14 protein-coding genes are annotated in these 14,233 nt (G+C 67.3%); 6 read left to right on the top strand and 8 right to left on the bottom strand.

Annotated features, from left to right (window positions below):
- Position 1: 1 nt before the first annotated feature.
- The 3 genes from NVS89_RS12905 (at position 2) to NVS89_RS12895 (ending at position 3,744) form a co-directional block, all read left to right on the top strand.
- Positions 2 to 955, top strand: a complete 954-nt coding sequence (locus NVS89_RS12905; protein WP_258733304.1) for an ABC transporter ATP-binding protein — start codon at positions 2 to 4, stop codon at positions 953 to 955.
- The gene (locus NVS89_RS12900) at positions 952 to 2,115 is read left to right on the top strand and encodes an ABC transporter permease (RefSeq protein ID WP_258733162.1); all 1,164 of its coding nucleotides are present in this window, start codon (positions 952 to 954) and stop codon (positions 2,113 to 2,115) included. Before NVS89_RS12905 ends, NVS89_RS12900 begins: the two co-directional genes overlap by 4 nt.
- 102 nt (positions 2,116 to 2,217) lie before the next feature.
- Positions 2,218 to 3,744 (top strand): MFS transporter, encoded by a 1,527-nt coding sequence (locus NVS89_RS12895; protein ID WP_258733161.1) that lies wholly within the window; start codon positions 2,218 to 2,220, stop codon positions 3,742 to 3,744.
- Positions 3,745 to 3,844: 100 nt separating this feature from the next.
- Here NVS89_RS12895 and groL read toward each other — a convergent pair whose 3' ends face one another.
- The gene (gene groL, locus NVS89_RS12890) at positions 3,845 to 5,479 is read right to left on the bottom strand and encodes a chaperonin GroEL (RefSeq protein ID WP_258733160.1); all 1,635 of its coding nucleotides are present in this window, start codon (positions 5,477 to 5,479) and stop codon (positions 3,845 to 3,847) included.
- A 49-nt stretch (positions 5,480 to 5,528) separates the two neighbouring features.
- Entirely contained in the window at positions 5,529 to 5,843 is a 315-nt protein-coding gene (gene groES / locus NVS89_RS12885; RefSeq protein ID WP_258733159.1) for a co-chaperone GroES, read from the bottom strand.
- A 290-nt stretch (positions 5,844 to 6,133) separates the two neighbouring features.
- Here groES and NVS89_RS12880 point away from each other — a divergent pair, with 290 nt between their 5' ends.
- The gene (locus tag NVS89_RS12880; RefSeq protein WP_258733158.1) at positions 6,134 to 6,460 is read left to right on the top strand and encodes an usg protein; all 327 of its coding nucleotides are present in this window, start codon (positions 6,134 to 6,136) and stop codon (positions 6,458 to 6,460) included.
- Positions 6,461 to 6,612: 152 nt separating this feature from the next.
- Positions 6,613 to 7,215: an exopolysaccharide biosynthesis protein gene (locus tag NVS89_RS12875; RefSeq protein ID WP_258733157.1), complete on the top strand. Its 603-nt coding sequence runs from the start codon at positions 6,613 to 6,615 to the stop codon at positions 7,213 to 7,215.
- An 85-nt stretch (positions 7,216 to 7,300) separates the two neighbouring features.
- Here the strand turns inward: NVS89_RS12875 and NVS89_RS12870 are convergent, their stop codons facing one another.
- From NVS89_RS12870 to NVS89_RS12845, 6 genes are all read right to left on the bottom strand, one after another.
- Positions 7,301 to 8,047 carry an SDR family oxidoreductase gene (locus tag NVS89_RS12870; RefSeq protein ID WP_258733156.1) on the bottom strand — a complete coding sequence of 249 codons (747 nt, stop codon included), beginning with the start codon at positions 8,045 to 8,047 and terminating at the stop codon, positions 7,301 to 7,303.
- 431 nt (positions 8,048 to 8,478) lie between these two features.
- Positions 8,479 to 9,225 (bottom strand): proteasome-type protease, encoded by a 747-nt coding sequence (locus NVS89_RS12865; protein ID WP_258733155.1) that lies wholly within the window; start codon positions 9,223 to 9,225, stop codon positions 8,479 to 8,481.
- Positions 9,226 to 9,312: 87 nt separating this feature from the next.
- Positions 9,313 to 10,155, bottom strand: a complete 843-nt coding sequence (locus tag NVS89_RS12860; protein WP_258733154.1) for a transglutaminase family protein — start codon at positions 10,153 to 10,155, stop codon at positions 9,313 to 9,315.
- Positions 10,156 to 10,177: 22 nt separating this feature from the next.
- On the bottom strand, positions 10,178 to 11,122 hold the full coding sequence (locus NVS89_RS12855) for an alpha-E domain-containing protein (RefSeq protein ID WP_258733153.1): 945 nt from the start codon (positions 11,120 to 11,122) through the stop codon (positions 10,178 to 10,180).
- An 11-nt stretch (positions 11,123 to 11,133) separates the two neighbouring features.
- Positions 11,134 to 11,757 (bottom strand): LysE family translocator, encoded by a 624-nt coding sequence (locus NVS89_RS12850; RefSeq protein ID WP_258733152.1) that lies wholly within the window; start codon positions 11,755 to 11,757, stop codon positions 11,134 to 11,136.
- A gap of 52 nt (positions 11,758 to 11,809) precedes the next feature.
- Complete coding sequence (locus NVS89_RS12845; protein ID WP_258733151.1) at positions 11,810 to 13,231, bottom strand: circularly permuted type 2 ATP-grasp protein; 1,422 nt, start codon at positions 13,229 to 13,231, stop codon at positions 11,810 to 11,812.
- A gap of 202 nt (positions 13,232 to 13,433) precedes the next feature.
- On the opposite strand from NVS89_RS12845, the gene NVS89_RS12840 reads away from it, so the two are divergent.
- The gene (locus NVS89_RS12840) at positions 13,434 to 14,186 is read left to right on the top strand and encodes a competence/damage-inducible protein A (protein WP_258733150.1); all 753 of its coding nucleotides are present in this window, start codon (positions 13,434 to 13,436) and stop codon (positions 14,184 to 14,186) included.
- Positions 14,187 to 14,233 lie beyond the last annotated feature (47 nt).

Raw genomic sequence — 14,233 nt, 5'->3', positions numbered from 1 at the left:
TATCGCGCCGCCCGGCGCCGCCGATCCCGCCAAGGCCGACTATGCGATCGAGGTCGAGGGCCTGTCCAAGTCGTTCGGCAACCGGGTGGTGGTGCGCGACCTCACCATGCGGGTGCGGCGCGGGCAGATCTACGGCTTCCTCGGGCCGAACGGCTCGGGCAAGACCACCACGATCCGCATGCTGTGCGGCCTGCTGACGCCCGATTCCGGGCGCGGCACCTGCCTCGGCATGGACATCCTCACCCAGTCGCGCGCCATACGCCGCCATGTCGGCTACATGACGCAGCGCTTCAGCCTCTATGCCGATCTGTCGGTGCGCGAGAACCTCGAATTCGTCGCCCGGGTCTATGGCGTGCCGGACCCTGTGGGCGCGGCGCGCGCGGCGGTGACGCGGCTGGGGCTCGACGGGCGCGGGCGCCAGCTCGCCGGCTCGCTCTCGGGCGGGTGGAAGCAGCGGCTCGCGCTCGGCGCCTGCATCCTGCCGCAGCCCCAGCTCCTGCTGCTCGACGAGCCGACCGCCGGCGTCGATCCCAAGGCGCGGCGCGAGTTCTGGGCGCAAATCCATGAGCTCGCCGCCGACGGGCTGACCGTGCTGGTCTCGACCCACTACATGGACGAGGCCGAGCGCTGCCATGAGATCGCGTACATCGCCTATGGCGACCTGCTGGCGCAGGGCACGGTCGACGAGGTGGTCGCCTCGGCCGGACTGGTGACGTGGAGCGTCTCCAGCCCCGACCCGGCCGCGCTGGCGCGCGAACTGGCCGACCTGCCGGGCATCGACATGGTGGCGCCGTTCGGCAACTCGGTGCATGTCGGCGGCCATGACGAGAAGGCGCTGGAAGCGGCGATCGCGCCGCTGCGCGAGCGCGAGGGCCTGACCTGGCGGCGCGACCAGCCGACGCTGGAAGACGTGTTCATCGACCTGATGAGCCGCTCCAGGGACAATTTCCAATGAGCGGCGCGTCCGCCGTCGGCGGCTTTTTCCGGCGCGTGGGCGCGATGATGCGCAAGGAGTTCCTGCAGCTCGCGCGCGACCGCATCTCCTTCGCCACCATGATCTCGATCCCGCTGCTGCAGCTCGTGCTGTTCGGCTACGCGATCAACACCACGCCCCGGCACCTGCCGACCGCGGTGCTGGCCTATGAAAACACATCGCTCACGCGCTCCATCCTCGCCGCGATCGAGAACACCAAGTATTTCGCCGTCGTCGCCCATCCCACGAGCGCGGCGGAGGCCGACCACCTGATGCGCGCGGGCGACGTGTCCTTCATCGTCGAGATTCCGGCCGGCTTCGAGCGCTCGGTGCGGCGCGGGGAGAGCCCGTCCATGCTGGTGGCGGCGGACGCGACCGACCCGGTCGCCTCCGGCAGCGCCGTCGCCGCGCTGCGCGGGCTGATCGAGACCGCAGTGCGGCGCGAGCGCTTCGCCGAGGAGGGAGGGCCGTCGGGCTCGGGCTTCGAGACCGCGCCGCCGGCGTTCCAGATCATCACCCATGCGCGCTACAACCCGGCGGCGGTGACGCAGCTCAACATCGTGCCGGGCCTGCTCGGCACCATCCTCACCATGACCATGCTGATCTTCACCGCGCTCTCGGTGACGCGGGAGATCGAGCGCGGGACCATGGAGACGCTGCTCGCCATGCCGATCCGCCCGGTCGAGGTGATGCTCGGCAAGATCGCGCCCTATGTGCTGGTGGGCGCGGGACAGGCGTCGATGATCGTCCTCGCCGGGCTGTTCCTGTTCGACGTGCCGATGATCGGCTCTCTGTCGCTGCTCACCGCGCTCACCGTGCTGTTCATCGTCGCCAACCTGTCGATCGGCTACACCTTCTCGACGCTGGCGCAGAACCAGCTCCAGGCGGTGCAGATGACCTTCATGTACTTCCTGCCGAACATCCTGCTGTCCGGCTTCATGTTCCCCTTCGCCGGCATGCCGGAATGGGCGCAGTGGATCGGCGAGACGCTGCCGCTGACGCATTATCTGCGCATGGTGCGCGGCATCCTGCTGAAGGGGGCGGACGTCTCCGACCTGCTCAACAACATCCTCGCCTTGTCGGCGATCATGCTGGTGGCGATGGTGATCGCGGTGCGCCGCTTCCGCCAGACGCTCGACTGATCCTCCTTCGCGCCGACCTGGGAGGAACCGGGGCGGCTGTCACAGCGCATTCACGCCGCACGCCGTAACTGGTGGCGTTCGCAGGTATCAGGGGATGCGATGATGCGTGAGCCTTCCATCGGGCCGGGCGCCGGCAAGCGGGTGCAGGATTATATCGACGAGTCGCCGCTCTGGGCCGACGGCACGCCGGTCGGGCGCGCACCGATGACGGTGATGCAGTGGCGCATCTGGTGGCTGGCGGCCTTCGGCAAGTTCTTCGAGGGTCTGGTCGTGTTCATGACCGGCGTTGCCATTCCGCTGATCGCCACCGAGTTCGACATGAGCGCGACCCAGCACGGCATCGTCGGCGCCGCCTCGCTGGCGGGCATCCTGGTCGGCGCGCTCGCCCTCGGCGGGCTGTCGGACACGTTCGGGCGCAAGTTCATGTTCGTGGTCGAGATGATCATCTTCATGGTCTTCCTCGTACTGCTGGCGCTCAGCCCGAGCTATCCGTGGCTCGTCGTGTTCCTGTTCGGCGTCGGCGTGGCGCTGGGCTGCGACTACCCGACCGCCCACCTCATCATCTCCGAGAGCATTCCCAGCGCCGCGCGCGGACGGCTGGTGCTGGGCGCCTTCGGCTTCCAGGCGCTCGGCGCGCTGGTGGGCAGCGCGGTGGGTTACGTCGTGCTCGCCAACCTGCCGGAGATTTCCGCCTGGCGCTGGATGTACGCCACCGCCATCATCCCGGCGGCGCTGGTCACGGTGGGGCGCTTCTACGTGACCGAGAGCGCGCCCTGGCTGTTCGCGCATGGGCGCTTCGACGACGCCGAGCGCGAGGCGGCGAAGCTGCTCAAGCGCGAGCCGGCCTATCCGTCCGAGATCCGGCTCGCCCGCCATCGCGGCGAGGGGCGGCACCACGCGGCCGATCGCGGCTGGGCGGCGCTGTTCAGCGCGCGCAACCGGCGCGCCACCATCCTCGCCTCGGTGCCGTGGTTCCTGCAGGACCTCGGCACCTACGGCATCGGGCTGTTCACGCCGACCATCCTCGCCGCCGCGCTCGGCCACGCGACGGTGCACACGCACGACATCACCGACATCATCGCCAACCAGATCCTCGCCGCGGAAGGCGCGGCGCTGATCGACGTACTGCTGATCGTCGGCATCATCGGGGCGGTGCTGCTGGCCGATCGGGTAGGGCGCATTCCCCTGCAGGCGCTCGGCTTCGTCGGCTGCGCGGCGGGGCTGCTGATCGCCTCGCTCGCGGAGAGCTACACGGGCGCGATGCAGACGGCGCTGATCTTCGCCGGGTTCATGCTGTTCAACTTCATGACCAATATCGGCCCGAACGCGCAGACCTACCTTCTGGCGGGCGAGGTGTTCCCCACCGCGGTGCGCGGCAAGGGCGCCGGCTTCGCGGCCGCGTTCGGCAAGATCGGCGCGGTCTCAACGGCGTTCCTGTTCCCGATCCTGCTGGCGGATATCGGCACGACGCACCTGCTCTACGGACTTGCCGCGACCTCGGTGATCGGCGCGCTCGTCACCTGGACGTTCCGGATCGAGACCAAGGGCGTGAACCTTGACCGCGCGCATGAGCGCGAGCTCGATGCCGAGCTCGATGCGGCGGCGGGCGTGGGGCGCGAGGCGGCTTAGCCGCTGGAAGGGCTATCTCACAGGGCGCGCAAACGAAAAGGGCGCGGCTCTCGCCGCGCCCTTCCGCATCTCTGAAGCGAAGGCTTCGATCGGGAACCGATCAGAAGCCCATGCCGCCCATGTCGGGCATGGCCGGCGCCGCCGGGGCCGCCTTCTTCGGCAGCTCGGCGACCATCGCCTCGGTGGTGATCAGCAGCGAGGCCACGGAGGCCGCGTTCTGGATCGAGGAGCGCAGCACCTTGGCCGGATCGATCACGCCCGCCTTGAACATGTCGACATACTCGCCGCTCTGGGCGTTGAAGCCGTAGGCGTAGCTGTCCTTCTCGAGGATCTTGCCGACGATCACCGAGCCGTCCTCGCCCGCATTGCTGGCGATCTGGCGCGCCGGGGCCTGGATCGCCCGACGGACGATGTCGACACCGGTCTTCTGGTCGGAGTTCGCGGTCTTGATGCCCTCGAGCGCCTTGGTGGCGCGCAGCAGCGCGACGCCGCCGCCCGGAAGGACGCCTTCCTCGACCGCCGCGCGGGTGGCGTGCAGCGCGTCGTCCACGCGGTCCTTCTTCTCCTTGACCTCGACCTCGGTCGCGCCGCCGACGCGGATCACCGCGACGCCGCCCGCGAGCTTGGCGAGACGCTCCTGCAGCTTCTCACGGTCGTAGTCCGAGGTGGTCTCCTCGATCTGCGCCTTGATCTGCCCGACGCGGCCCTCGATGTCCTTCTTCTTGCCGGCGCCGTCGACGATGGTGGTGTTCTCCTTCTCGATCACCACCTTCTTGGCGCGGCCGAGCATGTTGAGCGTCACCGAGTCGAGCTTGATGCCGAGGTCTTCCGAGATCGCCTCGCCGCCGGTCAGGATCGCGATGTCCTGCAGCATGGCCTTGCGGCGGTCGCCGAAGCCCGGCGCCTTCACGGCCGCGACCTTCAGGCCGCCGCGCAGCTTGTTGACGACGAGCGTGGCCAGGGCCTCGCCCTCGACGTCCTCGGCGATGATCAGTAGCGGCTTGCCGGACTGGACGACGGCCTCGAGGACCGGGAGCAGCTCCTGAAGGCCGGAGAGCTTCTTCTCGTGGATGAGGATGTAGGGGTCCTCGAACTCGACGCGCATCTTCTCGGCGTTGGTCACGAAGTACGGCGAGAGGTAGCCGCGGTCGAACTGCATGCCCTCGACGACGTCGAGCTCGGTCTCGGCGGTCTTGGCTTCCTCGACGGTGATGACACCCTCGTTGCCGACCTTCTGCATGGCCTCGGCAAGGAACTTGCCGACATCCGCATCGCCATTGGCGGAGATGGTGCCGACCTGGGCGATCTCGCCGTTGGAGGTGACCTTGCGGGCGTTCTTCTTGATGTCCGCGACGATCGCCTCGACCGCGAGGTCGATGCCACGCTTGAGGTCCATCGGGTTCATGCCGGCGGCAACCGCCTTGGCGCCTTCCTTGACGATGGCCTGGGCCAGCACGGTGGCGGTGGTGGTGCCGTCGCCGGCGAGGTCATTGGTCTTCGAGGCCACTTCGCGCACCATCTGGGCGCCCATGTTCTCGAACTTGTCCTCGAGCTCGATCTCCTTGGCGACGGTGACGCCGTCCTTGGTGATGCGCGGCGCGCCGAAGCTCTTCTCGATGACGACGTTGCGGCCCTTCGGGCCCAGCGTCACCTTCACCGCATTGGCGAGGATGTCGACGCCGCGCAGCATCTTGTCGCGCGCATCCGTCGAGAATTTTACTTCCTTGGCAGACATATCTTTTCAACTCCGGTGAAGCGTTGCGGCCAGCAGGCTCAGAGGGTGCTCACGCGGCCTTCTTGGCCGAGGCGGTGCCTTCGAGGACACCGAGGATGTCGGCTTCCTTCATGATGAGGTAATCGACGCCGTCGATCTTGACCTCGGTGCCGGACCACTTGCCGAACAGCACCTTGTCGCCGGCCTTGACGTCGAGCGGGACCAGCTTGCCCGCCTCGTCGCGCGCGCCGGGGCCGACCGCGATCACCTCGCCCTGGGAGGGCTTTTCCTTCGCGGTGTCGGGGATGATGATGCCGCCAGCGGACTTCTGCTCCGCGTCGAGGCGCTTGACCACGACCCGGTCATGCAGGGGACGGAACTTCATCGGTTCTCTCCAGAATTCGTATCGATCGCGAGGTCTGCGGCACGGCACCGGTCTCGCCGGCGTGCCGCTGGGCGGACATCTAGGAGTCAGAAAAAAGCGACGCAAGGGCCGGAGGCGAAAAAATTGGCACTCTCATTTCGAGACTGCCAGGGTTACGACCCGAACCTTTGTCAGCACTCTTTCGCATATGCTGCCAATGCATTGATATTGAACGCGAAATTTAATCTTTAACCTTGCCGGACCTTCGCGGCGCCCGCAGAATTTAGAATCATCGCGAAAGGAGGTTCCGCATGGCATTCCACGACGCGTCGAAAGGGCCGGCCGAGGAGGCCGGTTCGCCGCAGTGCTCCGCCTCGGCCGATTTCGTCCGCCAATGGGCCGGCTACGGGCTGACGACGGCACAGATCTTCTATCGCATGCCCGACCATCCCGGACTGTTGCAGACCTATCTCTGGCAGCATTACGACCTGTGCCCGCATTTTCCCGAGCTGAACCGCTTCCTGGAGTTCTGGAAGCGCGAGCTGGACGGCCCGCTGCACTCGGTCACGGTGACGCATTCGCGGCTGATCCAGCCGGCCGAATTGCGCAGCGTGGACGGCATGTTCCGGCTCAACTGAGCGGATCGACGCCGCGGGTCACGCGCCGGGCCGCCATCCGGCCGAACGGGCTTTTCCTCGGATAGGCCCTCTCTTTGCCGCGTTCGCCGTGTTATGAGGGCGGCGAAACGGGGGCCGCACGGCCGCCGTGGCATGAGGTATCAGGTCGGCCAGTGGATCACCGATCGCCGCGTACGTCGGAGTTGCTCTCCGCCATCGTCACCGCCCATTCGGCGGAACGCATCGGCGTGGGCGAAGTCGTGCACGCCCTGCGCAACCGCGCCTTCGGCCTTTCGCTGCTGCTGCTCGGCCTGCCGAACTGCCTGCCGATGCCGCCCGGCATTCCGGTCATCTGCGGCGTGCTGCTGTGCTTCGTTGGCGCGCAGATGATGGTGGGCCGCGACGAGCTGTGGCTGCCGCGCTGGCTCGCCAACAAGACCATCTCCCGCCGCCTGCTCGACAAGATCATCAGCGGCGCCCTGAAATGGGTACGGCGGTTCGAGAGCTATTCCCGCCCGCGGCTGATCTATTTCTCCAGCCCCTCGGCGCGCTTCGTGCTCGGCGGCATGGTGCTGGTGCTGGGGCTCCTGCTGCTGCTGCCGATCCCGATCTTCGGCAACCTGCCGCCGGGCATCGCGGTGTGCATCCTCGGGCTGGGCCTGGTGGAGCGCGACGGCGCCTTCATCTTCGCCGGTATCGTCGCGACCCTGATCAGCCTCGGGGTGATGGGGCTGCTGAGCTGGATGCTGTTCCAGGGCGCGCTGGCCTACATCTGACGCCCGGAACGCGGCCTCCCGGCACCGGTGCGCCGGACGGGTCTGCGATCACCACCTCCGCACCCCGAGACGATCGCGATCCGTCCTAGCCGCGCCCGACGAAGGGGGCGGCGCTCGCCATGATGGTCATGGTCAGCACGTTCGCCTCCAGCGGCAGGCTCGCCATATAGGCGACGGCGCGGCCGGCATCGGCCGGGTCGAAGGTCGGCTCGACCATGATCTGGCCGTTGGGCTGCAGGATGCCGGTCTTCATTTTCGCCGCCATGTCGGTGTCGGCATTGCCGATGTCGATCTGGCCGCAGGCGATGTTGTGGGCGCGGCCCTCCAGCGCGACCTGCTTGGTCAGGCCGGTCACTGCGTGCTTGGTGGCGGTGTAGGAGGCGGTGAGCGGGCGCGGCGCGTGGGCCGAGATCGACCCGTTATTGATGATGCGCCCGCCCTTCGGGTTCTGCGCCTTCATGATCCGCATGGCGTGCTGGATGCACAGGAACACGCCGGTGAGGTTGACGCTCACCACGCGCTGCCAGTCCTCCAGCGCGATGTCCTCGATCGGGGTGGCGGCCGACCAGCCGCCGGCATTGTTGAACAGCACGTCGAGCCGGCCGTGGCGTTCCGCCACCGCGCCGAACAGCGCCGCCACGGATTCGGGGCTGGCGACGTCGGCGGGGATCACCTCGGCGTTCGGGCCGATCGTGTCGGCCACGGCTTGGAGCGGCTCGCGGCGGCGGCCGGTGAGGACGACGGTGAACCCGTCCTTCGCCAGGGCGAGGGCGGCGGCCTTGCCGATGCCGGTGCCGGCGCCGGTAACGAGGGCGATGCGCTTCAGACTCATTGGTTTTCCTCCCAAGCGGCGGAAGATGGACGAGCCCCACGCAGCGGGCAAGGCGCGCCTGCGCCCGAAAGCCCCTCGGGATACCGGCCGGATTGCCCATCGGGATGCCGATGAGGCAGGGGTGGGAACCGGCGGGTGCCTTCCGCGTTGTTTCCTCGACAGCGCGTTGAGTAAATCAAGTCATTACGAAAGCGCTCAAGTGACGGACGAGGAAGGAGCTTTCCAATGCCTGCTATTCTGATGTGGCTTATTGGTATTCCGATTCCGATCATCATTCTTCTTTATCTGATTACCTGATGATCGGATGTTGACGCCCCGCACCGCAGGTGGGCGGACCGAAAAGCGCCTGAAGGAAGCTGCCTGTCCTTCAGGCGCTTTTCTTTTCTTCGCGCGGAGAGGCGGGTCGTATACGGCGCAGTCTCGACGCCGCTTTAGCGTCCGTCGCCATAAGGCGGGCGCGGAATCGAGGTGTGGGCGGCCCTGAGCGCCGCCGACCAGCGCTCGCGCAGATCGTGGAAATAGGGCTCGCCGGGCTCGATGCGGTAGTTCAGTTCCGCCTGGCCCGCGTCGCGGCGCGCGGCCAGAATGTCGATCGGCATGCCGACGCCGAGATTGGAGCGCATGGTCGAATCCATCGAGATCAGGCCCGATTTCAGCGCGTCATACAGGTCCATGTCGTAGGTGATGGAGCGGTCCAGCACCGGCTTGCCGTATTTGTGCTCGCCGATCTGCAGGAACGGGGTGTCGTTGGTACACTCGATGAAATTGCCGGCGGCGTAGATCATGAACAGCCGCAGCCGGCCGCCATTCACCTGCCCCCCGAACAGGAACGACACGTCGAAGCGCACATCGGCGGCCTTGAGGCTCTCGCCATAGAGGCTGTAGACGTGGCGGGTGGCGCGCCCGACGAGCTGGGTCGCGCGGAACATGCTGGTGCAGCCGACCAGCGTCTCCCTGACCCCGGTCTCGGGATTGTCGAGACCTTCCTGCAGCGTGCTGATGACGGCCTGCGAGATCGAGAGGTTGCCGGCAGTGGCGAGCGCCATGACGTGCCGGCCCGGCTCCTCGAAGATGTGGAGCTTGCGGAAGGTCGACACATTGTCGAGCCCGGCATTGGTGCGCGTGTCGGCGATCATGACCAGGCCGTCATTCACCAGGATCCCGCAGCAATAGGTCATGAAAGGCACTTCCCCCTGATCCGCCGCGTCAAGGCGTGCGGTGTTCGCGCGCTCTTATAGCGGGGCGCTTTCCCGCCGGGCAACAGGTCAGCCCTGAATCTGCCGGCTCGACTGGTCGACTTTCAGCGCGACCGAGAGCTGTTCGTCGCCGCCGCCATAGCGGTTGCCGCGCACCGGCGCCGCGCCGAGATAGTCGAGCCCTATGGCGAGGCGCACATAGGCCTCGGTCGGGCATTGCCGGTTGGTGCAGTCGAAGCCGACCCAGCCGAGATCCTCGACATAGGCTTCGGCCCAGGCATGGCCGGCCTGGTGGCCGGCACCGCTGCCGGGCGCGGCGCCGTCGCCCACCAGATAGCCGCTGACATAGCGCGCCGGCACGCCGAGATGGCGGCAGCAGGCGATGAAGATATGCGCGAAGTCCTGGCACACGCCGCGCTTCAGCGCGAAGGATTCGCCGGCCGTGGTCGAGGCATGGGTGGGATCGGCGTCGTAGGTCATGGTGTCCGCGACCGCGTCCATCAGCGCGTGGAGCAGGGGCAGGCGGCCCGGCTCCTCGACCGCCGCCGTCGCCGTTTCGCCGAAGGCGCGCAGCTCCGCGTCGGGTGCGGTGAGATCGGTCTCGCGCAGGAACAGCGAGGGCGGAAAGCGCTCCTTCACGCCGCGCACCACGCCGGAGGTGTCCTGCGTCTCCACCTCGCCCTCGACCAGCACGGTGAGCGTGCTCAGCGGGCCGTCGACGGCGAAGGAATGGGTGATGTTGCCGAACGCGTCCTGGTGGGCACGCAGGCGGCAGTTCTCGGACACGTCGATCCGCCAGCGCACGACATACTGCCCGTCGTGATTGCCGGGCGTGAGGCGCAGCACCTGGATCGCGCCATTGGCCGGCGGATCATAGGTGTAGGTGGTCGCGTGGTTGATCTGGATACGCATGACGCAGGCACCTGTAGGCCGGTCAGAGCAGGTACTGTTCGGTGATGTTGCTGCCCAGCCGGTTGTTCTCGATGACGAAATTGTCGATGTACTCGTGCAGGCCGGTCTGGAACACGTCGTCCATGCGGCTGTTGCCGAGGCGGGTGAGGGTGGAGCGCGCGACGCGCTGGGCGTGGCCCTGCCGGCCGTAATAGGCGGCGATGTCGTCGAGATAGCGGGTGATGTTCTGGTAGCAGCTCGTGAGCGAGCGCGGCATCTGCCCGTTGAGGATGAGCAGGTCCGCCACCAGCCACGGCTTGACGCTCTCGCGATAGACCCAGTGGAACGAGGTGAGCGCGGAGACGGAGCGCAGGATCGAGGCCCACTGGAAATAGTCCAGCGGCCCGCCGACATGCTCGGAATCGGGCAGCAGCACGTGGTACTTCACGTCGAGGATGCGGGCGGTGTTGTCGGCGCGCTCGACATACATGCCCACGCGCGAGAACCAGAAGGCGTCGTTGCGCAGCATGGTGCGGTAGGCGGCGCCGTCGAAGCGCAGCGAGGTCTCCTTGACGAAGCTGAGGAAGCGGGCGAGCTCCTCGCGCGTCATGTTCTTGGTCGAATAGCGCTTCAGCTCCAGCCAGGCGGAGTTGATGGTCTCCCACATCTCGATGGTGAGCGCGGTGCGCACCGAGCGGGCATTGGTGCGCGCGGTCTCGAAGCAGTTGCGGATGGAGGAGGGGTTCTCCGGCGCGAAGGCGAGGAAGGCGATGACGTTCTGCTCGGTGGTGGCGTCGCCGTGGAACTGCTTGAACAGGTCGGCGCAGCCGGCGGTGAGCAGGGCCGAGCGCCATTCATTGGTCGAGCCGCCATAGGAGGCGGGCAGCTGCGCCAGGCGCTGGGTGACGTCGATGATGCGGGCGAGGCAGTCCGCGCGCTCCATGTAGCGGGCGAGCCAGTAGAGGTTGTCTGCAGTACGTGAAAGCATGGGACCCGCGTCTATTTGGCGTTGCGCCAGGCGAGGGTGGCGACACCCGCCCCGATGAGGAGCGAGCCGCCGACCCGGTTGATGGCGGTGACGATGAAAGGACGGCCGATCGCCTCGCGCATGCGTCCGGCGACCAGCGCGAAGCTGAACGCGTTGGCCGCGGCCAGCGCGAGGAAGGTCGCCTCGAGCACGATCATCTGCGTGAAGAAATGCCGGCCGGGATCGAGGAACTGCGGCAGGAAGGCGACGAAGAAGGTGATGCTCTTCGGGTTGAGCGCGGTGACGAGCCAGGCATGGGCGACGAGCCGCACCTGCGAGCCCTCCGAGCGCTCGGCGCCGAACTGCGCCTGCCCGCCGGCGCGCCACAGCCGGATGCCGAGCCAGATCAGATAGGCGGCGCCGATCCATTTGAGCAGCGTGAACAGCGCGGCCGAGGTCGCCAGCAGCGCGCCGAGGCCGAGCATGGACAGCGTCATGGCGGTGAAGTCGCCCAGCGTCACGCCGGCGGCGACCGGCAGTGCCACGCGCCGCCCCTGTCCGAGCGCGTAGGAGACGACGAGCAGCACCGTCGGCCCCGGGATCAGCAGGAGGACCGCCGAGGCAGCGACGAAGGCCAGCCATGTTTCGATCGACATCGGTGCGCTCCCTCAACTCCGATGGGCCCAATACGGCGCGAGGTCCGTCGGCTCAGCTCTCCTCCAGCACCCAGGTGTCCTTCGTGCCCCCGCCCTGGCTCGAATTCACCACCAGCGAGCCGGCCTGCAGCGCCACGCGGGTGAGCCCGCCGGGGACGATGCGGACCCGGTCCGAGCCCGTGAGCACGAAGGGGCGCAGGTCGACATGGCGCGGCGCGATTCCCTCGTCCACGAAGGTCGGGCAGGTGGAGAGCGCCAGCGTCGGCTGGGCGATGAAGTTGGTCGGGTCGTCCATCAGCTTGGCGCGGAACAGCTCGATCTGCGCCTTGTCGGCGCGCGGGCCGATCAGCATGCCGTAGCCGCCCGAGCCGTGCACCTCCTTGACCACCAGCTCGCCCAGATGGTCGAGCACGTATTTGAGGTGGTCCGGCTCGCGGCAGCGCCAGGTCGGCACGTTCTTCAGCAGCGGCTCCTCGCCGAGATAGAAGCGGATGATCTCCGGCATGTAGCTGTAGACCGCCTTGTCGTCGGCGACGCCGGTGCCGACCGCGTTGGTCAGCGTGACGTTGCCGGCATTGTAGGCGCTCATCAGCCCCGGCACGCCGAGCGCGCTGTCCGGGCGGAAGGCGAGGGGGTCGAGGAAGTCGTCGTCGAGGCGGCGGTAGATCACGTCCACCCGGCGCGGGCCCTCGGTGGTGCGCATGTAGACGATGTCGTTGCGCACGAACAGGTCGCGCCCCTCCACCAGCTCGACGCCCAGCTTGTCGGCGAGGAAGGAGTGCTCGTAATAGGCCGAGTTGTAGATGCCCGGCGTCAGCACCACCACCACGGGATCGCTGGTCGCCGTGTTCGGGGCGAGCGACTTCAGCGTCGCCAGCAATTCGTCGGTGTAGTTCTCGACCGGCGCGACGCGGTTGTCGGCGAACAGCTCGGGGAACAGCCGCATCATGATTTCGCGGTTCTCCAGCATGTAGGAGACGCCGGAGGGCGTGCGGGCATTGTCCTCGAGCACGTAGAACGTGTCGGCGTCGACCCGCACCACATCGATGCCGGCGATGTGGACGTAGAGGTCGTGCGGGACCTTCTGGCCGTTCATCTCGGGCCGGAACACCGGGTTCTGGTAGACGAGGTCCTCCGGCACGACGCCCGCTTTCAGGATGTCGCGCTTGGAGTAGACGTCCTTGATGTAGAGGTTCAGCGCCTTGGTGCGCTGCTCGAGCCCGCGCGAGAGGCGCCGCCATTCGGTCCCGGTCAGGACGCGGGGGATGATGTCGAACGGTATCAGCCGCTCCTGCGCATCACTGTCGCCATAGACGGCGAAGGTGATGCCGATGCGGCGGAATATGAATTCCGCCTCCTTGCGGCGATAGTCGAGCACGTCAGGCGGAACATCGCTGAGCCAGCGGGCCAGGGCGGAATAGGCGGAACGGACGGAGCCGTCCGCGTTGGTCATCTCGTCGAAAGCGACGCTCATCGGTGCAAATCTACTCCCCAACTCAGCCAAGTTAGCTACAAACGCCGTGCCAGCGGAAGAGGCGGAAGAATCCGAATGGCGATATTTGAGGGAAAGACGTGCATTTGCCCAATTGGCAGGCTTGATGCACTTGCTTGGGGCGCAGGGTGCGTTCATTTGCGGCGAAAAGGCCCGTGAGCGCCGGGATCGGGAGTGGAATCGGATGAACGACAAGGTCGAGCCCGTCACCGCGGCCATCATGGTGGTCGGCGACGAGATCCTCTCCGGGCGCACCAAGGACCGGAACATCGGCTACATCGCGGAATATCTCACCGGGATCGGCATCGATGTGTGCGAGGTGCGCGTCGTGCCGGACATCGAGGCGGAGATCGTCGCCGCGGTGAACGCGCTGCGCGCCCGCTACACCTATGTGTTCTCCACCGGCGGCATCGGGCCGACCCATGACGACATCACCGCCGATTCCATCGCCGCCGCCTTCGGCGTGACGATCGATGTCGACCCGCGCGCGCGCGCCATGCTGCTGGAGCGCATCCCCGAAGCCGAACTCAACGAGGCGCGCCTGCGCATGGCCCGCATTCCCGCCGGCGCGGAGCTGGTGGCGAACCCGGTCTCCAAGGCGCCGGGCTTCTGGATCGGCAACGTCATCGTCATGGCGGGGGTGCCGACCATCATGCAGGCGATGCTGGACGAGGTGGCGCCGAAGCTGAAGACCGGCATCCGCATGCTCTCCGAAACCATCCCCGCCAACGCCAAGGAGGGCGATGTCGGCGGCCCGCTGCGGGCGATCGCGCAGGCGCATCCCGAGGTGACGATCGGCTCCTATCCCTTCATCGGCGAGGACGGGCGGCCGAACACCAATCTGGTCGTGCGCTCGCGCGACCCGGAAAAGCTCGCCGCGGCGATGGACGAGGTGCGGCGCATGGTGGCGGAGGTCGCGGTCCGGCTCGCCTCCTGAGCCGCATGAGCGGGGATATCGTGCGCGCGCGCCCGCACCGGCACTGG

Origin of the sequence: Ancylobacter mangrovi (assembly GCF_024752355.1) — a bacterium.
GTDB lineage: Bacteria > Pseudomonadota > Alphaproteobacteria > Rhizobiales > Xanthobacteraceae > Ancylobacter > Ancylobacter mangrovi.
Note: the sequence above shows the minus strand (reverse complement) of the source record. Positions and strands in the feature narration are given on the sequence as shown.